Raw genomic sequence first — 20486 nt, forward strand, 5'->3', positions numbered from 1 at the left:
CGGCCGCCACATCGTTCTGAACGAGAGGCCGCGGCGTATGGGTCCCGGCGTTCGCCGGGACGACTGTAGATAGAGCTCGCACCAGAGAAATGGCCGGGATTTTCTCTCGGCCATTTTCATTTCGTAGTTGCTTCGATTTACCGCGGCGGCGCGGTGCCGGGCGGCGGGGGCGGCAGCGATGCGGCGCCGCCGTTGAGTAAGGGCGTGATGTTGCGGATGGTGACGCGCCGATTGATGCGGCTCGGCTCATCCGTCTCCTCCTTCAGATATTGCTCGCCGTAACCTTGCGAGGTCAGGTTTTCCGCCGGCACCTGGAATTGCTGGGTCAGCGATTCGGCGGCGGATTCGGCGCGGCGATCTGACAGCGACAGGTTGTCGATGTCCGACCCCACCGCGTCGGTATGCCCTTCGATCAGGAACACCACGCGCGGATTGGCCGCAATCGCGCGATTGAGTCCGTCCGCGATCGCCTGCAGCTTCGAGGCCTGATCGGGCGAAATTTCCCACGATCCGGTTTCGAAGTTGATGCTGTCGAGGTCGATGCTCGGCATGCGCTGGCGTACCGAGGCGCTGTAACGGATTTCGTCGAGCGAGTAACGCCGATCGATCCGTTCTACCGGCGGTGCGATCATGGTGTCATAGATCAGTTCGGGCGGCGCACCCTCGGCATCGACGATATAGCGATCAAGCGGAATACCGATCACCGGGGGCGGCAGATCGACATAGAATCCGCCGATTCCGCGCGGGCCGCGATAACTGTTGTCGATGATGATGATCTCGCGGCCCCGTGGATCCCTGCGGATTCGGCGCAGCAGCAAGCCGTCGCGACCGCTCACGTTAATGATCTGCGAGCCGTCGGGGCGAACCACGATGGTGCGCCTCTCATTGCCGACCTGCTGGGTCCGGATGTCGCGCGCACCATAACGGAATCGATCGACTTCGTTGTGACGAATGAATGCCTGGCCGCCGGGATCGCGAACGATGACCCGGCCCGGCTCGGTAATGACGGTGCGGCCGCCTTCCTGGGTTTCCCGCCGTGCACCACGGAAGTCGTCGAGGCGGCGCGGCCCCGGTGCCGCCGCACCCCGAGCAATTGGCGCCAGGGCTTGGGCAGGCGGTGGCGCGGCCGGAATCGGCGCGGCGACGGTGGGCGGCGGACGGCGTGCGACCGCTGCGCCGGGCGGCAATGCGGTCTGGCCTCCTGCGCGACCGGGTGCAGGAGTAGCGGTCGGCGCAGCCGGAGCTGCACTCGGCGTCGGAGTGCCATTCGGCGCCGGTCCGGTGCGCGCCGCTGGCGGCGTCGTCTCCGCGCCTCCGCCGGCGGGAGGTGGCGATGGCGGCCGAGTCGGACTCGGCGATGCCGCAGGTGTTTGCCTGGCGTCTGCCGGCGGCGGAGTTTGAGTCTGCGGACCGGCGGCGGGCGGAGTGGGCGATGGTGAAGGCGATTGCTTCGCGCCCGCCGGCGGCGGCGCAGCTGCAGGCGGCGCGGTTTGAGTTTGCGGCGCTGCTGCTGGCGGAGTGGGCGATGGCGAAGGAGGCGGCGTCCGTCCGCCTGGTGCAACCCTCGGCTGAGGCTGACCGGGTGCCGAAGGCGCGGCTCCTGCCGGAGGCAATTGTCTAGCGCCCGCGGGCGGCGGCGGCACCGGAGAGGGCGTGCTCTTCTGCTGCTGCTGAACTGGAGGCGCGGCGCTCGGCGGGGCCGGCTGCTTCGGTTGAGCGGGCGGCTGCGCTGCCGGCGGGGCCGGACGCGGCGGTGGTGCCGCAGCAGGCGGCGGCGTCGGACGCGGTGGCGGTGCCGCAGCAGGAGGCGGAGTGGGGCGAGGCGGAGGAGCCGCAGCGGGCGGCGGCGCGGGTCGCGGCGGAGGAGCTGCCGCCGGCGGCGCGGGCCGGGGTGGAGGAGGGGGCGCGGCAGCGGGAGGCGCTGGACGTGCGGGTGGCTGAGCCGCGGGCGGCGCAGCCTTCGGTGGCGCCTTGGGTCTTCCATCGGGACCAACTTCGCCCGGCGCCTCGCGCTGCGCGACAACCAACGGCGCGGTTTGCGCGTGCGATGCAGAGGCTGCGAAGTGCATCGCCGTAAGAGCGGTCGTGGCAAGCAGCACGAGGCGAAGTTTTGTCATGATGGTGTGGTCCCCGGAGAAAATGTTCGGCAACAAGGTTTGTCGATCAACGAATAAGCGTTAGGCCGGAATGTGGCGGCCCTTAACAGCAAACTTGTTTTTATTTGTGAAAACGCAAGGCCTTGACGAGCCGTTGTTCATTGCGCATTCAGACGATTGTTTGAAATCGAATTTTCATATTCTCCCCTGCGGCATGTCTGATACGCCCGGATTCAGGTTGGGCTCAGAGGCCGGCAAATCGCCGATTTCAGCGTCGGTGGATTCAGCGTCGGTTGGATCAGGCGCGCGCGGTCCTGGCGGACCTCGCACGGGCAATTCGTCGGGCGTGTTGCCCGGCAACTCATCAGGCCGCGGTGGTTCGCCGGGATCCTGCATCGGCGGCGGCACCTCGGGCCGTGGATTTCCCGGCGGGCTTTCCTGCGGCGGCTCCGAAGGTTCTCCTGGCTTGATCGGCGGCTCTTCTGGCGGATCAATCGGCATGTCGCCCTTTGCGGAATTTCTTCCAGAATTTCAACCTGCATCAACGGCGCGGCATCGCCAATGTTCCCGGTAGGTTTGAACATCGTGTCGCCATCAGAGCGATTCGATTCATCCCGGCGCGTGGCAGACCGCCTCGATATCGTAATCGGAAACCCGACGTGGTCGATCATCAGAACCTCCCTCAGGTCTCAGACACCAGTTATTGCTTCACCAAGAGCGTGTTGCTGCGAGTCTTGCCGGTCTCGGCATAGCCGCCCGCGCGCATGTCGGCAATGCAGTCCTCTAACCATTCGTGGCGCGACAGGTGCTCGATCACCACCGCGCGCGGCCACAGCGATGGCGGCGCTTGCTTGAAGAAACCGGTCAGTACGCGATCCTCGTAACCCTCGACATCGATCTTCAGCGCATCGACGCGCTCCACCCCAGCGTCGCCGAGAATGCGCTGCAGCCGCAACGACGGCACCTTGATGGCACTGCCCGAGAGTTTGCCGGCGACGATGTGGCTAGCGCCGAGATTGTCGCCGTCGGTCTCGATCATCAACTCGCCGTCGGAAGGGCCGGCGGCGACGGCCACCAGCGTAACCTGGCTGTAGCCGGAGGCGGCTCGGTTGAACGCAAGCCGCGCATGGGTGATGGGATGCGGCTCGATCGCGATCACTTTTCCATTTGCGCCGACGTAGCGCGCCAGCACCATGGCGTAGGTACCGACATTGGCGCCGACATCGACAAACACGCCGCCGACGCCGGTATGCGCGCGCAGAAAATCCAGCTCCTCGAGATTGTAATCGGGATTGAACAAGGCGCCGCGCTCGGTGGCACTGGCCTGGTGATAAAATCGAAACGACGCGCCCTGATATTGGACATCGACCGGACCCGCGCGCAACAGGTTGACCAGCCGCGATAGCATCGGGCGGAACGCGCCGCGCTTCAGCCGCGAGCGTTGCGCAAGCGAGATGATCGCCTGCTGCGCGCGCGTAGGCGCGAACGCGCCGAACGGGGGCGACGCCGGATCGTTGGCTGCGGCGATGCGAGGCGGCAGTGTCGGTGTCGTCAAGAAATCCTCGTGGAAACTTGCGGAAGCGGCGCATGCATAGCCGACTTTGCGGATGACTCCAACGACACACTCGACGTCGTCCCGGCCAGCAAGGCAACGGATTCGGCCCTGGCCGGCGCGATGACGGGCCCCGCGAGTGTGAGCCGATCGTTTAGAGCTGCGCCCATTACCTTTGTCGGAGCATCCATACGCGATTAGCCTGGCTTGTCCGCATCGTCCTGGGCTAACTTTCGAGAACCGTGGAGGCTGACATCATGCTGATCACGAACGTCAAGGCGCATCACGTATCTATCCCCTACGACGCCGGTGTGGCGAGCTTCAGGCAAGGCGCCTCAGCCATAGCGGCGCTTGATATCGTCCTCGTCGAAGTCTCCACCGACGCGGGAGTCACCGGCTGGGGCGATGCCTTTGGCTATGTGTGTCCACGATCTGCCGCCACCGCGATCGATGAAATGATTGCGCCGCAGGCCCGAGGCCTCGAAGTTCCCGATGCCGAGGCCATTCCCGCCTTCATGGATCGCATTCAGCGCAACCTGCATCTGTTCGGCCGTTATGGCATCACGATGTTCGCGATCTCCGGGCTCGACATCGCATTGTGGGATCTTGCCGCAAGAGTGAAGGGCGTGCCATTGCACCGCCTGATCGGCACCAGCAGGCGGGCGCGGATTCCGGCCTATGCGAGCCTGCTTCGGATCGGGACGCCGGAGCTTGTCGCCCGCGAATGCGAGACGGCGATGCGAGGTGGCTACAAGGCCATCAAGCTGCATGAGACGACCGCGCCGACCGTGTTTGCGGCCCGTGAGGCTATGGGCGCGGGGGTCCCGCTGATGGTTGACATGAATTGCCCGATGGATGGAGCCGAGGCGACTGCCTTCGCGCGCGCTTGTCGGCCAGCCGCGCCGATGTTCCTCGAGGAGCCGGTCTGGCCACCCGAGGACTTTGCGACCCTGGCGCAGGTACGCTCGGAAGGAGGGATCGATCTTGCGGCGGGCGAGAACGCGTGCACGGTCCATCAATTCCGTCAAATGATGAGCGCCGGCGCCGTGAGCTATGCACAGCCCTCGGTTACCAAGGTCGGCGGTGTTAGCGAATACCTCAAGGTCGCTGCGTTGGCCGATCAAATGGGCGTAAGGCTTGCGCCGCATTCCCCCTATTTCGGGCCGGGCTTTCTGGCGACACTGCAGCTTATGTCTCTGCGCGATGACGGCACGTTCGTCGAAGTGTTTTACATGAACCGCGCTGCCTGTCTTTGGGGCGACCACATCAACGTCGATGCTGATGGCGCCATCCCGGTGCCCCAGGGGCCGGGGCTAGGCTACGAGCCGGACAAGGCGATCATCGAGCATTACCGCGTTTCATGACCGGCATTGCGCTTCATCCCGGTGCTCGACTTGCCGGTCGGCGGTGTCGTGCGTCGAAACTGCCGTGAATGGACATCGCGGCAGCGCCAACAAGTGAGGCATGAACGCCGACGCAGCCATCAGCGTCCGGAGCGAGTCCACCGCGACTAAACCAAGGTATGGGCCACCCCAAACCAACACGACATTCGAAACAACCCTCCGTAGGGTCGAGCCGTTCGCCTTGATCAGATTAAGCTGATCCAAGGATCTAGGTCAGTATGTGCCGACAAGACGGCGTGCCTACAATCGTGGCGCGGATGCTCGGCCACTACGGATCGGCTGATAGTTTCCATCGCCTTTAGCAACATCGCAGCCTGCGTTCGCCGTCGAAGAAGAGGAGCACTTCGTGAGCAAACCGATCGTCAGCGCGGCCTCCGTCCGAGCCGCGCCGCTGGTCTTCGGCGCAGCACGGACCCCAGATGCCGCTGCCGCAAGCGCTGAAGGAAAGCAATCATGTTCGGCCTGACCGCACTTGAACTCGCGCGGATCCAATTCGGATTCACGATATCAGCACACATCATCTTCCCCGCGATCACCATCGGCCTTGCGAGCTATCTCGTGACGCTGGAAGGCCTGTGGTTGTGGAAGAAAGACACCACCTATCGCGACCTCTATCATTTCTGGTCGCACGTCTTCGCCGTCAACTTCGCCATGGGCGTCGTTTCCGGCATCGTCATGGCCTACCAGTTCGGTACCAACTGGAGCTATTACTCGGCCTTCGCAGGAACCATCACGGGTCCGCTGCTCAGCTACGAGGTGTTGACCGCCTTCTTCCTCGAAGCCGGATTCCTGGGCGTGATGCTGTTCGGATGGAACAAGGTTGGGCCGGGCCTGCACTTCTTCGCCACTGTCATGGTGGCGATCGGGACGCTCATGTCGGCAACCTGGATTCTCGCCTCCAATAGCTGGATGCAGACACCGCAAGGCTTCGAAATCATCAATGGCCGTGTCGTGCCCGTCGATTGGCTGAAGGTGATCTTCAATCCTTCATTCCCATACCGCCTCGCGCACATGACGGTAGCGGCCTTTCTCTCCGTGGCGCTGATCGTCGGAGCATCCGGCGCATGGCACCTGCTCAAACGGCGTGACACGCCGGCCGTGCGCACGATGTTTTCGATGGCCATGTGGATGGTGCTTATTGTTACGCCTATACAGATCGTCATCGGTGACCAACACGGCCTCAACACTCTCGAGCATCAGCCGGCGAAAATCGCCGCGGTCGAGGGTCACTGGGAGAACAAGCCCGGCGAGAGCGTGCCGCTGATCCTGTTTGGCTGGCCCGACATGGCTGCTGAGACGACACGTTATGCCTTGCAGGTTCCGCACTTGGGTAGCGTCGTCCTGACCCATAGCTGGAACGACCAGATTCGCGGCTTGAAGGAGTTCGCCCCCGAGGACCGGCCGAACTCCACGATCGTTTTCTGGACCTTCCGGATCATGGCCGGGCTGGGCTTCCTCATGCTGCTGCTTGGCCTTTGGGGCGCCTGGGCACGCTGGCGCCATGAGCTCTACCGCTCGAAGCTTTTTCTGCGCTTTGCGGTGCTGATGGGCCCAGCGGGTCTGGTGGCGCTCCTGGCCGGATGGCTCACCACCGAGATCGGCCGCCAGCCCTGGGTGGTCTATGGCGTGATGCGGACGAAGGACGCGGTATCGAACCACTCTGCGCTCGCACTTTCGATAACGCTGATCGTGTTCATCGTCATGTATCTGACCGTCTTCGGCACGGGCATCCGGTACATGTTGCAGTTGGTGGCGAAAGGCCCCCAGCCGTATGGCGAGCATCCACCCGAACCGGAAAGCGGTCGGCCGGCGCGTCCTTTGTCCGCCGTCCCCGACAGCGTGGATGCGGCGAGTGAACTACCGAGCGGCAGCAGGAGGTAGGAACGATGGGCATCGATCTTCCTGTCATCTGGGCCGTGATCATCGGCTTTGGATTGATGATGTATGTGGTGATGGATGGGTTCGATCTCGGGATCGGCATCCTCTTCCCGTTCATTCGCGACCGGGGCGATCGCGACACCATGGTGAACACGGTTGCGCCGGTCTGGGATGGCAACGAGACCTGGCTGGTTCTGGGAGGAGCCGCGCTGATGGCGGCATTTCCGCTTGCTTATTCCGTACTGCTCAGCGCGCTCTACATTCCAATCTTCTTGATGTTGGCGGGTCTGATCTGGCGCGGCGTGGCTTTCGAATTCCGCTTCAAGGCGGACGAAACGCACAGGCCGTTCTGGGACAAGGCCTTCGCCTGGGGCTCCTACATCGCGACCTTCTCGCAAGGCGTCGCGCTGGGCGCCTTCATCAACGGCTTCAAGGTGACTGGGGCTTCCTACGACGGCGGCAGTTTTGACTGGCTGAGTCCATTCAGTCTCTTCACAGGCGTCGCCCTCATCGTGGCCTATGCCCTGCTCGGCTGCACCTGGCTCATCATGAAGACCGAAGGCGAACTGCAGCACCGACTGAAAGCGCTGGCGCCTACGATGACGCTCGTCCTTGTCGCGGCGATCGTCATCGTGAGCGTGTGGACCCCGCTCACGCATCCGAGCATCGCGACACGGTGGTTTTCATTTCCGAACATCATCATCTTCTCGCCGGTGCCCGTGCTTGTCGTGGCGACGACTTGGGTCATGATGCGCGTGCTTCGGAACGAGACGCACGCATCGCCGTTCCTGCTCGCGCTGCTGTTGCTGTTCCTGGGCTATACTGGTTTGGCGATCAGCCTGTGGCCGAACATCATTCCACCGGCCATATCGATCAGGGAGGCCGCCGGGCCGCCGGAAAGCATGGGCTTCACGCTGGTCGGTGCGCTTTTCGTCATCCCCTTGATCCTCGGCTACACCGCAATGTCCTATTACGTATTCCGCGGGAAGGTGAGAGCCGGCGAGGGGTATCATTGATGACTGCGCACCGATCCGCCGGCACCCAGACATGGCTTCGGAGGGTCGGCTGGCTTGTTCTGATCTGGGCGGCCAGTGTCCTGGCGCTGGGCGTTGTCGCGGGCCTTTTCAGATTGGTGATGAATCTCGCCGGGCTGACCGTGTGAGCAGCCCGCGCCCGGGAGGGAACGGTGCCGACACCTCCTTACAATGTGGCTGGCGACACGGGGGAGGGTCGCCACGCTTCGGCCATTCGCTATTATTGCTCGACGGCTCGGGGATTACTCAACGAGTTGAGGCGGCCGAACGTACACCTGGAAAGGGGTCCCGCGGCTAGATCTGCCGCTCGACCAGCTTCAGCTTGAGTTCGGCAATGGCCTCGGACGGATTGAGGCCCTTGGGGCAGGCCTTGGCGCAGTTCATGATGGTATGACAACGATAGAGCCGGAATGGGTCTTCCAAATCGTCGAGCCGCTCGCCGGTGGCTTCATCGCGGCTGTCCTTGACCCAGCGCGTCGCCTGCAGCAACGCGGCGGGGCCGAGAAAGCGCTCGCTGTTCCACCAATAGCTCGGGCATGAGGTCGAGCAGCAGGCGCAAAGGATGCACTCGTAGAGGCCGTCGAGCTTTTCGCGGTCCTCGTGGCTCTGCCGCCATTCCTTCTGCGGCGTCGGCGTCGTGGTCTTCAGCCACGGCTCGATCGAGGCGTATTGCGCGTAGAAATTGGTCAGGTCCGGCACCAGATCCTTCACCACAGGCTGATGCGGCAGCGGATTGACCTTCACCGCGCCGTCCGTCACGTCGTGCATCGACTTGGTGCAGGCCAGCGTGTTCTGGCCGTCGATGTTCATGGCGCAGGAGCCGCAGACGCCTTCGCGGCAGGAGCGACGGAAGGTCAGCGTCGGATCGATGTTGTTCTTGATCCAGATCAGGCCGTCGAGAACCATCGGCCCGCAATCCTGGATATCGACGTAGTAAGTGTCGACGCTGGGATTCTTGCCGTCGTCGGGATTCCAACGGTAGATCCTGAACTCGCGGGTCTCGGTCGCGGCAGGCGGCTTCGGCCAGGTCTTGCCGCCGGTGATCCTGGAATTTTTCGGAAGTGCGAATTCAGCCATTGTCTTGCCTTTTTAGTTCAATCCGTCATTGCCAGGCATAGTAATCTGCTTGCGCAGACTACGTGAACTTGTTTGCGCTCCCGGCAATCCATCTGGCGAAGATGGATGGATGCGAGGGTCAAGCCCGCGCCTGACAAGTCGCCATCAATACACCCGCGCTTTCGGCGGGATGTACTGCACGTCGTTGGTCATGGTGTAGTTGTGGACCGGGCGATAATCGATGGACGTATTGCCGCGATCGTCGATCCACGCCAGCGTGTGCTTCATCCAGTTCTTGTCGTCGCGGTCGGGGAAATCCTCGCGGGCATGCGCGCCGCGGCTTTCCGAGCGATTGGCCGCCGAGTCCATCGTCACCACCGCCTGCACGATCAGATTGTCGAACTCCAGCGTCTCGACCAGATCGGAATTCCAGATCAGCGAGCGGTCGGTCACCGAGATGTCGGCGATGCCGCCATGCACCTTGTGAATAAGGTTGTGGCCTTCGTTCAGCACCTCGCCGGTGCGGAACACCGAGCAATTGTTCTGCATCACACGCTGCATGCTCTCGCGCAGCTTCGCGGTCGGCGTGCCGCCGGAGGCATGGCGGTAGCGATCGAGCCGCCCGAGCGCCTTGTCGGCCGAATCCGCCGGCAATTCCGGCTGCTTGCCGTTTGGCGTCAGTTTTTCGGCACAGCGCAACGCCGCGGCGCGGCCGAACACCACGAGATCGATCAGCGAATTCGAGCCGAGACGGTTGGCGCCATGTACAGAGACGCAGGCGGCTTCGCCGAGCGCCATCAGCCCAGGCACTACCGCATTGTCGTCGCCATCCTTCTTGGTCAGCACTTCGCCATGATAATTGGTGGGAATGCCGCCCATATTGTAGTGCACCGTCGGGGTGATCGGGATCGGCTCACGCGTGACGTCGACATTGGCGAAGATCTTCGCTGATTCGGAAATGCCCGGCAGGCGTTCCTGCAGCACCTTCGGATCGAGGTGATCGAGGTGCAGGTAGATGTGATCCTTTTTCTTGCCGACGCCGCGGCCCTCGCGGATTTCGATGGTCATCGCGCGCGACACCACGTCTCGTGACGCGAGGTCCTTGGCGGACGGCGCATAGCGCTCCATGAAGCGCTCGCCTTCGGAATTGACGAGATAGCCGCCTTCGCCGCGCGCGCCCTCGGTGACGAGGCATCCCGAACCGTAAATGCCTGTGGGGTGAAACTGGACAAACTCCATGTCCTGTAATGGCAGGGCCGCGCGCAACGCCATGGCGCCGCCGTCACCGGTGCAGGTATGCGCCGAGGTGCAGGAGGCGTAGGCGCGGCCATAGCCGCCGGTCGCGAGGATCGTGGTCTGCGCGCGGAAGCGATGCAGCGTGCCGTCGTCGAGCTTCAGCGCGATCACGCCGCGGCAGACGCCCTGGTCGTCCATGATCAGGTCGATGGCGAAAAACTCGATGTAGAATTCCGCGGAGCGACGCAACGCCTGGCCGTACATGGTATGCAGCATGGCATGGCCGGTGCGGTCGGCGGCGGCGCAGGTGCGCTGCGCCTGACCCTTGCCGTAGTCCAAGGTCATGCCGCCGAACGGCCGCTGATAGATCCTGCCGTCTTCGGTGCGCGAGAACGGCACGCCCCAATGTTCGAGTTCGTAGACGGCTTCCGGCGCATTGCGCACCATATATTCGATGGCATCCTGATCGCCGAGCCAGTCCGACCCCTTGACGGTGTCGTACATATGCCAGCGCCAGTCGTCCTTGTGCATGTTGCCGAGCGCCGCCGAAATGCCGCCCTGCGCGGCTACCGTATGCGAGCGGGTCGGAAATACCTTGGTGATGCAGGCAGTGCGCAATCCGGCTTCGCTGCAGCCGACCACCGCGCGCAGGCCAGCGCCGCCGGCACCGACAACCACGACGTCATAGGTGTGGTCTTCAATCGGATAGGCCTTTCCGTTGGCGGCAGGACCATCAGCGCCGCCGCTTGCGGCCTTGCCGTTGCCATTAGCGGCCATGCACTACACTCCAGATGACAATTTTAGAATGGCGTAGATCGAGGCCAGCGCCACCGCGGCCGAAAAGAAGTTGTTGGCCATAATGGTAGCGAGCTTCAGTTTTTCGTTGTGCACGTAATCCTCGATCACCACCTGCATGCCGATCTTCATGTGCCAGGCGCTGGCGATGACGAACAACAGCATGATGATCGCGATCGGCCACGAGCCGAGAATCTGGGCCGCGCCGGCCTGGTTGCGGCCGAGCAGCATCATCACCACCACGATGACGGGCACGATCAAAACTGTAAGTGCCACTGCGGTGACGCGCTGGCGCCAGAAGTCCGAAGTGCCGGAATGCGAGGCGCCGAGATGGCGGACACGGCCGAGCGGCGTGCGCATGGAAGATGCCGGGCGCGGCGAGCCGTGTGATTCGCGGACGCTCATCGTCCGCCTCCGATCGCGTAAGCGGCGATCCACAGCAGCACGGTGAGGGAAATACCGCCGATCAGCGCGCCCCAGGTCAGTGCTTCACGTTCGTTCGCCTTGAAGCCGTAGCCGAGGTCCCAGACGAAGTGCCTGATGCCGCTGAGCAGATGATGCAGCAGCGCCCAAGTATAGCCGAATACGATCAGGCGGCCGATGAAGCTGGTGGTAAAGGCCTGCACGTTGGCATAGGCGGCGGGCCCCGATGCGGCTGCGATCAGCCACCACGCCAGCAGCAGGGTACCGAAATACAGCGCGACGCCGGTGGCGCGATGGACGATGGACAGCGCCATCGTCAGGGTCCAGCGATAGGTCTGCAGATGTGGCGAAAGCGGGCGTTCGATCCTGGCGGTCATCGGCGGCTTTAAAAGGTTGCGGGGCCCGCGCTCGGGTCCATCGGGGATCGCAGTAAACAAAACCTATTTACGAACTCGAAACAGTCCGCGCAACGGCCAAAATCACCAATTGCGAACGATGGTTCATAACTATGGATGAGCCTTGCAATCGTGGGCATTGACAAGGTCCGCGGTCGCTGATGGCTGGTATACCTGAAGCACGATTCATGAACGCGCGCGTGTTCGCCGCGCGGCCCATAACCAGGCGGAACCATGGTTGCAGGATTGAGCGCCTCCGAGCTTCTCGAATTAGCGCTGCTGCTGGTGGCGGTGGGCGTATTGTCGGGATTTCTTGCCGGCATATTCGGCATCGGCGGCGGTGCGATCCTGGTGCCGGTGTTTTATGAATGCTTTCGGCTGGCCGGCGTGCCGCTGGAGGTGCGGATGCCGCTGTGTATCGGCACGTCGCTCGCCATCATCATTCCGACCTCGGTCCGCGCCTATCGCGCCCATTACGCCCGCGGCGCGGTGGATATGGAGATTCTCAGAGCCTGGTGGCTGCCGGTGCTGATCGGCGTGATCGCCGGCAGCGTTACTGCGCGCTACGCGCCGGAGCGGCTGTTCAAGGTCGTGTTCGTGGGTGTGGCATGGTCGGCCGCCGCACGGCTGCTGCTGGCGCGCGCGACCTGGAAGTTCGGCGAGGACCTGCCACGGGGGCCGCTGATGAACGCTTACGGTTTCTTCGTCGGGCTTCTGTCCACTCTGATGGGCATCGGCGGCGGATTGTTCTCGAACCTGCTGATGACCTTCTATGGCCGGCCGATACATCAGGCGGTGGCGACCTCCTCGGCCTTGGCGGTGCTGATCTCGATTCCCGGCGCGCTGGGATACGTCTATGCCGGCTGGCCGGCGGCGGCGCGTTACCCCGACATTGCCGCGCTGCAATTGCCGTTTGCGATCGGTTATGTCTCGCTGATCGGCGCCGTGCTCGTCATGCCGACCAGCCTTTTGACCGCGCCGCTCGGCGTGAGGGCGGCGCATGCGATGTCGAAACGCACGCTGGAAGTCGCGTTCGGCAGCTATCTCTTCATCGTCGGCGGCCGGTTTGTGATCAGTCTGCTGTAGCGGAAGTAGCAATCGACGAACACGAGTTGCTGGTTTCGTCATTGCGAGGAGCAAAGCGACGAAGCAATCCAGTTTCCTTGATGCATTCTGGATTGCTTCGCGGAGCCCGTCATCGGGCGCGCATTCGCGCGACCCGTTGGCTCCGCAATCACGATCTGAAGCCGTTTATTTTTTCGCGTAAATGTCCGAATAGGTATCGCGCAGAATATTCTTCTGCACCTTGCCCATGGCGTTGCGCGGCAATTCGTCGACCACGATCACCCGTTTCGGCATCTTGAATTTCGCAAGCCGCCCGTCCAGCGCCGTCAGCACAGAGGTCTCGTCGACCTTGGCGTCCTTGTTGCAAACGATGACGGCGGTGACGCCCTCGCCGAAATCCGCATGCGGCACGCCGATCACGGCGGATTCGACCACGCCCGGCATGGCGTCGATCTCGCTCTCGATTTCCTTGGGGTAGACGTTGAAGCCTCCGGAGATCACGAGATCCTTGCCGCGGCCCAGAATGTGCACGTAGCCGCTACCGTCGATCTTGCCGAGGTCGCCGGTGATGAAGAAGCCGTCGTCGCGGAATTCGGACCTGGTCTTTTCCGGCATCCGCCAATAGCCCTTGAAGACGTTCGGCCCCTTGACCTCGATCATCCCGATGGTTTCGCGTGGCAGTTCTTTGCCGGTTTCCGGATCGGTGACACGCACCGACACGCCGGGCAGAGCATGACCGACCGCGCCGGGGACGCGATCGCCGTCATACGGGTTCGAGGTGTTCATATTGGTTTCGGTCATGCCGTAGCGTTCGAGCACGGCATGGCCGGTACGCGCAGACCATTCGCGATGGGTGTCGGCAAGCAGCGGCGCCGAGCCGGAAACAAACAGGCGCATGTGTCGAGTGGATTGGCGAGTCAGCGCCGGGCTCTGCAAGAGCCGCGTGTAGAACGTCGGTACGCCCATCAGCACGGTTGAGCGCGCCATCGATTTGATGATCAGATCGGGATCGAATTTCGGCAGGAAGATCATCGATGCCTGCGCGAACAGCGTGACGTTGCTTGCCACGAACAAACCGTGGGTGTGATAGATCGGCAGGGCGTGGATCAGCACGTCCTTGTTCGTGAAACGCCAGTAGTCCACGAGGGTCCGCGAATTCGACGCGAGATTGTCGTGCGTCAGCATCGCGCCCTTGGAACGTCCTGTCGTGCCCGAGGTGTAGAGGATCGCGGCGAGATCATCGTCAGCGCGTACCACCGTTGCAAATTCCGCATGTGCCTTGGCGGCGGCATCGGTCAGCGACCCCTTGCCGTCGGCGCCCAACGTCTCGACCCTGGCGCCGACCTTCGCTGCAATGGCGCCGATGGCTGCGGCCCTGGACGGGTCGCACACCACCAGCGACGGTTCGGCGTCGGTGATGAAATATTCAAGTTCGTTGAGCGTATAGGCGGTGTTGAGCGGCAGATAGACCGCGCCGGCGCGCACCGCAGCAAGATAGAGCACCAGGCCCGGCACCGATTTTTCGGTTTGCGCGGCAACGCGGTCGCCGGGCTTGACGCCACGGTCAACCAGCACATTCGCCATCTGGCCGGCCTGGGAAACCAGTTCGCCATAGCTGATGCGCTGCCCGTCGATAGTCTCGATCGCCAGCCGGTTTGGATCGTAGAGGCCGTCGAACAGGCGGGAAAACAGATTGGCGTTCATGATGGTTTTCTCGGGCGCGTTCATGCATCATTCCGGGGCGGCTGCGTCCGATCGGCCGCATTTTATGGTGCTAGATAGCAAAGGCGCCCTTCACAAAGCAACGGAGACAGTTTGCATGTCAAATAACGGGAAACGCCTGGCCTGGGTGACTGGCGGCGGAAGCGGTATCGGCGAGGCCGGCGCGGAAGCGCTGGCGGCGGATGGCTGGACGGTGGTGGTTTCGGGACGCCGAAAGGACGCGCTGGACGCGGTGGTGGCAAAGATTAGCAAAAACGGCGGCAAGGCCGAGGCGATCCCGCTCGATGTCAGCAAGCCCCCTGACGTGAACAAGGCGGCGGAGCAAATCCTCGCCAAACATGGCCGCATCGATCTTCTGGTCAACAGCGCCGGCATCAATGTGCCGAAACGCAGCTGGGCCGATATGGAGCTGGAAGGCTGGAACAAGCTGGTCGATATCAATCTCAACGGTGTCTTGTATTGCATGCGTGCGGTGCTGCCGGCGATGCGGGCGCAAAAGGACGGCTGCATCATCAACGTCTCGTCATGGGCGGGGCGGCACGTGTCGAAAATGCCGGGCCCGGCCTACACCACGACCAAGCATGCGGTGCTGGCGCTGACCCATTCGTTCAACATGGACGAGTGCGTCAACGGCTTGCGCGCGTGCTGCCTGTCGCCCGGCGAGGTCGCCACCCCGATCCTGAAACTGCGCCCGGTGGTGCCATCAGAGGAAGAGCAGGCGAGGATGCTGCAGTCCGAAGATCTCGGCCGCACCATCGCCTTCGTCGCCAGCATGCCGCCGCGGGTCTGCATGAACGAGATTCTGATCAGCCCGACCTGGAACAGAGGCTTTGTTCAGACGCCGTCCAATCGGGATTAGCGCCTCTTCGTGGTCGTCCCGCGATCGTGCGGCAGGCCGAGCGGCGGATTGGCTCTGGCGTAATCCGCCGCTCCGGTTGGGACTGACATTTGCCGAACCGACTAAGTTGTCCTTCCGCGGGGGATCGTGTCCACTCGGGCTGACGCCCGATTTCGTCTCCACACCCGAAACGCAATCTGCGGATCGAGCAGCGCCGTAGGCTGCCGCATCAGATTTGCTACTTCCAGAAACCTGCTGGCCAGCACAGCATCATCCTGGGCGGCGCGATACAGTTTTGCGATGTACCAGTTGATGAAGCGCACCTGGGTCGTGCGCTTTCCCTCAACACGCGGGTGTTGAAGATCGCTACCCACAGCAATTTGCCACGGAATATCGATGAGCCGGCTGGCTGCCCGAAAGAAGCGTCCGGCAATGTCCTGCGTGCCTTCCGCCAGGCACTCGCGCAAGGCCAGCGATTCCACGCAGGCAACGGTCATCCCCTGACCGTACACGGGATTGAAGCTGCACAAGGCATCGCCAAACACCAAAAAGCCCGCCGGAAAGCGGTGCAGCTCTTCGTAATGTCGGCGCAGGTTTGCAGTGAACTGGTAGGGCATCAGCGGGCACAATGGTTCCGCAACCCTGACAACGTCGAATATCTCGGGCTTTTGCAAGCTGCGCGCGAAGGCGACAAAACCGTTGTCGTCCGTCGGAGCCGGGTCGCCCAAGTAGCCCCCCAACGTCACGATCCAGCGGTCACCTTCCTGCGCCAGAATAGCGCCAAAGCGCCAATCCGGCGGGCAAGCTGCAATAATGGCGCCACGCATTCCGCGCAAATGTTCCGGCAGCCGGCGGTATTGCCGGGTCGCGTAGCCAAGGTTGATCTTGATCTGCTCCTCGCGAGGCTTGGGATAGCCCAACGCGCCTAGCCAAGCCGGGCTGGATGAGCCGCGCCCGCTGGCATCGACAACCAGATCGGCGTTCATCATCTGCGTGCCGTCCGAGCCGCCTCGGGATTGAACACGAACACCCGACACGCGGCCCTGCGATCGATCGAACGCCGGCTCCAATACATCACAGCGATCCTGTAATCGAACATTGGGGAGTTGCAGTACCCGGCGTCGCACACTGCCCTCCAGCATCGGGCGACTGATTGCGAGCCCGAGCATTTTGCTGGGCGCGTTGCACAAATAGAAGCCGTGGTTGAACCAGAGAACTTGATCGACGACGTCACCGGTGGCAGCGCCCTGCGCAACCATTTCTTCGGTGAAGCCCGGAAACAACTGCTCGAGCACATCACGTCCCCGGGCAAGCAGGCCGTGCGTATGTCGTCCTTGAGGAACGCCTTTCCGCGGTTCATACGTGCCCGGGAGCACATCGCGTTCCACTACGATCACTTCGCGGTAGTGATCGGCCAGCGCGCGAGCCGCTAGCAGGCCGCCCATGCTGGCGCCAATGACGATTGCACGCTTGCTGGAATGCTCCTGTAATATGGTTTGCATGGCTGCACCTCTGCGATGAGGTATCGGCTCATAAAAGAGTTTAGCACGATGGCGACCGGGCGGTTGTGAACTACTTCACACGCGAGCGATTTTCGCCGCACTGGGCCTCCGCGGGAGCCCACGCGAACGACAATAGGTTTCATGCGCTAATCGCCGCAGCTTGATGATTGCTTTGGGTCAAACTGAGAAGAACTCAGTACGGGCATATGTTTTCCGCACGGGCATATGTTTTCCGCTTCGCCCTCGAATTCGGACATTGCTCGACGCAGTCGGCACCTCGCATGCGAACAGGAGACATCGACGAGATCACGTCGCTACCATTGGCGCGGAGGCCCAGCGAAATGGTGGACCAATCGGTGCACGCCGGAAATGACCGCCCGCACTTTCAGCAAAAGGCGAATGAGCCAGTCCGGTACTCCCACATAGCGCGCTGTTTCAAATAATCCTTGGTCATGACGTTGCTGAAAGCTCACATTGGAAAAAAAGTCATGATCGCTATCACACCACTCCAATGTGCGCGCTTTCTCCTCCCTCAATGGCTTGCTGTGCGGTAACTTAGCGATGAAGTGTAGTTCTCGCCGAATACAAACCGCTTCGATCCTGATGCGCCTGTCTTCATCGTAGTGGATGCCCCATCGCTCCAGCCTTGCATGGGTCGCTTCATGGACTATTGCGGAAGCAAGTTCTTCGAGCGTCGTTGTTTCAAGGAGAACAAAACGCTCATCGAGTACGCACGCCCGTAGCGAATCGTCGTACCATGCGTGATAGCCAGGGATTAAATCCACCCATATTCGCTCCAGGTTGTGGATGACGCGGGAATAGTGAAGCGTATCGTGGCGTTTGATGAGCTGGAGCGCGTCCTCGACGCGGCGCAAGCTGGACTCGCCTTCCGTGGTCCCCACCCAAAGCCCGTCAATCGTTCGACTCGTTGATAACCAGAAGCTCAGCCTATCGAAGGCGGCCAGCTTCCGATCCTGTTTTTTACGAAGGCTACACCGCGCAAATTCCGTTGCGTTCCAAGCGCCAATCCTTCGTCGCGGCTAAGGCCGTTCCCCGTTGACAACCTATACGCGCACCCCTCTTTCGGGTTGCTTAGAAGCTTAATTCAAATCGTAATGATTATCGCTCCTTTGGTAACTGGCCGTGTAACTAAAGATCGCTATGGGGTCAAACTGAGAAGAACTCAGTACGGGCATATGATTTCCGCTTCGCCCTCGAACTCGGACATTGCTCGATGCAGTCGGCACTTCGCATTCGTGCCAACAAGAGACTCATCCACCGCAGTAAGCGGTATTGTTGCCGGCCTGACAGGTCAGGGCCGGAATTGGCCGCGGCACGGCAAAAAGCAAATAACACGAAAATGCGAGGAGTGAGATAGCTCACAGACGTGCCTCGCATTAGGCACTAACGAGATCCTTGCAAGGTTTTCATCAGTTCCAACCGGATCGAGAAAATGAAAACGATGTCGGACTGGCTGAGCCGGGCAGCGGCGCTGCCCGCGCGATTACACAGCATTCGACGGCAGTCAGATAACCGGCGCGCGAGGGATCGACGACCATTCAGGAGTCGAGTCACCGCCGTGTTCACGCTGCATGATTTCGTCACGGCGTCCTGTCGCGCCGCAATCAGCCTTGTTGTGCGCGAATGCCGGTCCGCAGGGCGATTGACTCTGTAACGCGTGTTTCAAGCCGAGTTGAGTTTATTGAAGCGGAATTTAATGGGACCGGCGTGCGGTCTCCCTACATGAAGAACCAAGTATCCGCATCGGATGCTGCAAGCAGATAGCTCGCAGTCTGGACAGCACGCTCGTCTCACGAAGCGTGATCAATTCGTCTCGTCCCACGCGAGCCTACAATCGATCCATACAGGAGAAACGAAAATGATTTCATTCAAAGCCCTTGCAGCGGCCGTGCTGCTGTCCGCGACCGCAGCGACGCCGGCATTCGCACAAGCTCCTGCGGATACAGGCTCTCTGTATCTCAAAAATCTACGCGACTCCGGGTATAATCCGAGGAACGACTTCAATCCGAACGGGACCATGAGGGCCGCCATCCAGGAGCCAGGCCTGTTCGCATTCAATTATCCCAATCTTGATGTTCTGAATGGAGGGGAGCCAACTCCTGCTGCCAGGTTGTCTCCCGACTGGCCGGCGTTGAGAGGTGCGTGTGCGTCGGCCGGTGGCGGCATCACCTACTGCGGCGAGCGCCACGACTCATATGCTTTTGCGCCCAACGCATTCCCGCGTCATCATGCCCGCCGCCATCTCCGGCCGTAACTCGACCGCGCGTACAGCGCCATGCGCGGCCCCACGGCCGCGTGGCGGCGCTGTGGCGCAAGGCGGACCTCATCAGGAAGCGATGGTGATCTCTCTCTGTGATCTCGACTGCTCGCTCCAGATGACCAGGAGGGCAATGAAGAGAGCCCCTTGACGGCAGTGCTCGCAGGCAGGCCAAGCATGTTGCGTCCGGAGATGAAATCCCCGACCGCCGTTCCTGCGGCTCTGATTAAGACAACGGTGAGCCAATAAAACGGCAGCAAAAGAAGCCGCCCACTGCGTCCTGCCAGGAACAACACCGCCACGATGGGCGAGAGCAGGGTTGACGCTCCAGCGTCGTCGAGGCCTATCTTATGCAAGCAGAAATCGCCGATGACGATGCCCCATGTTCCCGAAATGAACATGCAGACCCGGTAGCCGAGGTCCGCCTGGGGTCAAACCGAGAAGAGCTCAGTACGAGCATATGTTTTCCGCTTCGCCCTCGAACTCGGACATTGCTCGATTCAGTCGGCGCTTCGCATTTGTGCCAAAGGCGGAAGTGAACGCTCTTAATCGATCACCTCGTCGGCGAGCGACAGCAAGGTCCGGCGGCACGGCTATGCCTACTCTTTGCGATCTTCGGATTGACCATTGAACACCAAAGGTGGTTGTAGTACAGAAAGCACTCGGGCCACTGACAACCGCCCGATGAGCTCCCGCGGCCAAGCGTTGTTTCGCTCCATTACGGAGGCGAAACATGTCCTGCGGCAGCACTACCTGCAATTCAGCCAACAATCACGACGAAGCTTCGACCTCGTTTCCGGACTTGAAATGGTCCTGGAAAATCCCGCTTGCGTGGATGGCCGGATTAGCACCGGGGTTGGAACGACAATACCAAGGCGGGGAACTTCTCCAACTTGATAACCGGCTGCTCGCCGACATTGGCGTATCGAGGACGGCTGTTGAAGAAGTGCGTAGGTCTCCCTTGTACCTGATAGCATGGCGCGACAGCCGATAACCATCTGGCGGTTCTTCGGAGAAGCCGCTTTCGTTTGTGCCGAGGTTCATGTCCGCCTTGGGTCAAACAGAGAAGAACTCGCTGCGAGCAAATGTCTTCCGGTTACCCCGGCGGGCTCAATTGGTCAGCGCAACACTCTAATCTTTTAGCAAAGATGGAGTGTGGGCATGAAACAGCGACGTCGCATTTATTACTCGACCGCTCAGCGGTCTGAGATCT

Annotated in this window: 20 protein-coding genes; 9 read left to right on the top strand and 11 right to left on the bottom strand. The window is 61.7% G+C overall.

Annotated elements, in window-relative coordinates; genetic code table 11:
• Positions 1 to 137 precede the first annotated feature (137 nt).
• Positions 138 to 1187 carry an OmpA family protein gene (locus N554_RS43005; RefSeq protein WP_051677480.1) on the bottom strand — a complete coding sequence of 350 codons (1050 nt, stop codon included), beginning with the start codon at positions 1185 to 1187 and terminating at the stop codon, positions 138 to 140.
• A gap of 170 nt (positions 1188 to 1357) precedes the next feature.
• Between N554_RS43005 and N554_RS43010 the strand changes: the two genes are divergently transcribed.
• On the top strand, positions 1358 to 1621 hold the full coding sequence (locus N554_RS43010; RefSeq protein ID WP_371259486.1) for a hypothetical protein: 264 nt from the start codon (positions 1358 to 1360) through the stop codon (positions 1619 to 1621).
• A gap of 670 nt (positions 1622 to 2291) precedes the next feature.
• On the opposite strand, the gene N554_RS0113275 is transcribed toward N554_RS43010, so the two are convergent.
• Positions 2292 to 2597 (bottom strand): hypothetical protein, encoded by a 306-nt coding sequence (locus tag N554_RS0113275; RefSeq protein WP_245283590.1) that lies wholly within the window; start codon positions 2595 to 2597, stop codon positions 2292 to 2294.
• 199 nt (positions 2598 to 2796) lie between these two features.
• A complete protein-coding gene (locus tag N554_RS0113280) occupies positions 2797 to 3624 on the bottom strand; it encodes an FkbM family methyltransferase (protein ID WP_029583913.1) in 828 nt (275 codons plus the stop codon).
• Positions 3625 to 3905: 281 nt separating this feature from the next.
• Between N554_RS0113280 and N554_RS0113285 the strand changes: the two genes are divergently transcribed.
• The 4 genes from N554_RS0113285 (at position 3906) to N554_RS38285 (ending at position 8091) form a co-directional block, all read left to right on the top strand.
• Positions 3906 to 5012, top strand: coding sequence for a mandelate racemase/muconate lactonizing enzyme family protein (locus N554_RS0113285; RefSeq protein ID WP_029583914.1), 1107 nt, complete (start codon positions 3906 to 3908; stop codon positions 5010 to 5012).
• A gap of 492 nt (positions 5013 to 5504) precedes the next feature.
• Positions 5505 to 6932: a cytochrome ubiquinol oxidase subunit I gene (locus N554_RS0113290; protein WP_036053077.1), complete on the top strand. Its 1428-nt coding sequence runs from the start codon at positions 5505 to 5507 to the stop codon at positions 6930 to 6932.
• 5 nt (positions 6933 to 6937) lie between these two features.
• On the top strand, positions 6938 to 7945 hold the full coding sequence (cydB, locus tag N554_RS0113295) for a cytochrome d ubiquinol oxidase subunit II (RefSeq protein WP_029583916.1): 1008 nt from the start codon (positions 6938 to 6940) through the stop codon (positions 7943 to 7945).
• On the top strand, positions 7945 to 8091 hold the full coding sequence (locus N554_RS38285; protein WP_081851259.1) for a DUF2474 domain-containing protein: 147 nt from the start codon (positions 7945 to 7947) through the stop codon (positions 8089 to 8091). The genes cydB and N554_RS38285 overlap by 1 nt, the downstream gene beginning before the upstream one ends.
• A 166-nt stretch (positions 8092 to 8257) precedes the next feature.
• Here the strand turns inward: N554_RS38285 and N554_RS0113305 are convergent, their stop codons facing one another.
• The 4 genes from N554_RS0113305 to sdhC all read right to left on the bottom strand — a co-directional run bounded on the left by N554_RS0113305 (position 8258) and on the right by sdhC (position 11850).
• On the bottom strand, positions 8258 to 9040 hold the full coding sequence (locus N554_RS0113305) for a succinate dehydrogenase iron-sulfur subunit (RefSeq protein WP_029583917.1): 783 nt from the start codon (positions 9038 to 9040) through the stop codon (positions 8258 to 8260).
• 144 nt (positions 9041 to 9184) lie between these two features.
• On the bottom strand, positions 9185 to 11032 hold the full coding sequence (gene sdhA, locus N554_RS0113310) for a succinate dehydrogenase flavoprotein subunit (protein WP_029583918.1): 1848 nt from the start codon (positions 11030 to 11032) through the stop codon (positions 9185 to 9187).
• Positions 11033 to 11035: 3 nt separating this feature from the next.
• Positions 11036 to 11410 (bottom strand): succinate dehydrogenase, hydrophobic membrane anchor protein, encoded by a 375-nt coding sequence (sdhD, locus tag N554_RS0113315; RefSeq protein ID WP_029583919.1) that lies wholly within the window; start codon positions 11408 to 11410, stop codon positions 11036 to 11038.
• A gap of 41 nt (positions 11411 to 11451) precedes the next feature.
• A complete protein-coding gene (gene sdhC, locus N554_RS0113320) occupies positions 11452 to 11850 on the bottom strand; it encodes a succinate dehydrogenase, cytochrome b556 subunit (RefSeq protein WP_029583920.1) in 399 nt (132 codons plus the stop codon).
• A 252-nt stretch (positions 11851 to 12102) separates the two neighbouring features.
• Here sdhC and N554_RS0113325 point away from each other — a divergent pair, with 252 nt between their 5' ends.
• A complete protein-coding gene (locus tag N554_RS0113325) occupies positions 12103 to 12954 on the top strand; it encodes a sulfite exporter TauE/SafE family protein (protein ID WP_029583921.1) in 852 nt (283 codons plus the stop codon).
• Between the two features lie 165 nt (positions 12955 to 13119).
• Here N554_RS0113325 and N554_RS0113330 read toward each other — a convergent pair whose 3' ends face one another.
• Positions 13120 to 14661: a malonate--CoA ligase gene (locus N554_RS0113330; RefSeq protein ID WP_029583922.1), complete on the bottom strand. Its 1542-nt coding sequence runs from the start codon at positions 14659 to 14661 to the stop codon at positions 13120 to 13122.
• Positions 14662 to 14752: 91 nt separating this feature from the next.
• Between N554_RS0113330 and N554_RS0113335 the strand changes: the two genes are divergently transcribed.
• Complete coding sequence (locus N554_RS0113335; protein WP_029583923.1) at positions 14753 to 15514, top strand: SDR family oxidoreductase; 762 nt, start codon at positions 14753 to 14755, stop codon at positions 15512 to 15514.
• 101 nt (positions 15515 to 15615) lie between these two features.
• Here the strand turns inward: N554_RS0113335 and N554_RS0113340 are convergent, their stop codons facing one another.
• Entirely contained in the window at positions 15616 to 16995 is a 1380-nt protein-coding gene (locus N554_RS0113340; RefSeq protein ID WP_029583924.1) for an NAD(P)/FAD-dependent oxidoreductase, read from the bottom strand.
• Positions 16996 to 17309: 314 nt separating this feature from the next.
• Positions 17310 to 17870 (bottom strand): hypothetical protein, encoded by a 561-nt coding sequence (locus tag N554_RS0113345; protein ID WP_156041916.1) that lies wholly within the window; start codon positions 17868 to 17870, stop codon positions 17310 to 17312.
• A 1004-nt stretch (positions 17871 to 18874) separates the two neighbouring features.
• On the opposite strand from N554_RS0113345, the gene N554_RS0113350 reads away from it, so the two are divergent.
• Complete coding sequence (locus tag N554_RS0113350; protein WP_029583926.1) at positions 18875 to 19270, top strand: hypothetical protein; 396 nt, start codon at positions 18875 to 18877, stop codon at positions 19268 to 19270.
• Here N554_RS0113350 and N554_RS43015 read toward each other — a convergent pair.
• Complete coding sequence (locus tag N554_RS43015; RefSeq protein ID WP_156041917.1) at positions 19243 to 19674, bottom strand: hypothetical protein; 432 nt, start codon at positions 19672 to 19674, stop codon at positions 19243 to 19245. The genes N554_RS0113350 and N554_RS43015 overlap by 28 nt on opposite strands.
• A gap of 434 nt (positions 19675 to 20108) precedes the next feature.
• Here N554_RS43015 and N554_RS41990 point away from each other — a divergent pair, with 434 nt between their 5' ends.
• The gene (locus N554_RS41990; RefSeq protein WP_245283593.1) at positions 20109 to 20267 is read left to right on the top strand and encodes a YjiS-like domain-containing protein; all 159 of its coding nucleotides are present in this window, start codon (positions 20109 to 20111) and stop codon (positions 20265 to 20267) included.
• The last annotated feature ends 219 nt before the right edge of the window (positions 20268 to 20486 follow it).

The sequence above is a fragment of the Bradyrhizobium sp. URHD0069 genome, assembly GCF_000701345.1.
Classification (GTDB): Bacteria; Pseudomonadota; Alphaproteobacteria; order Rhizobiales; family Xanthobacteraceae; genus Bradyrhizobium.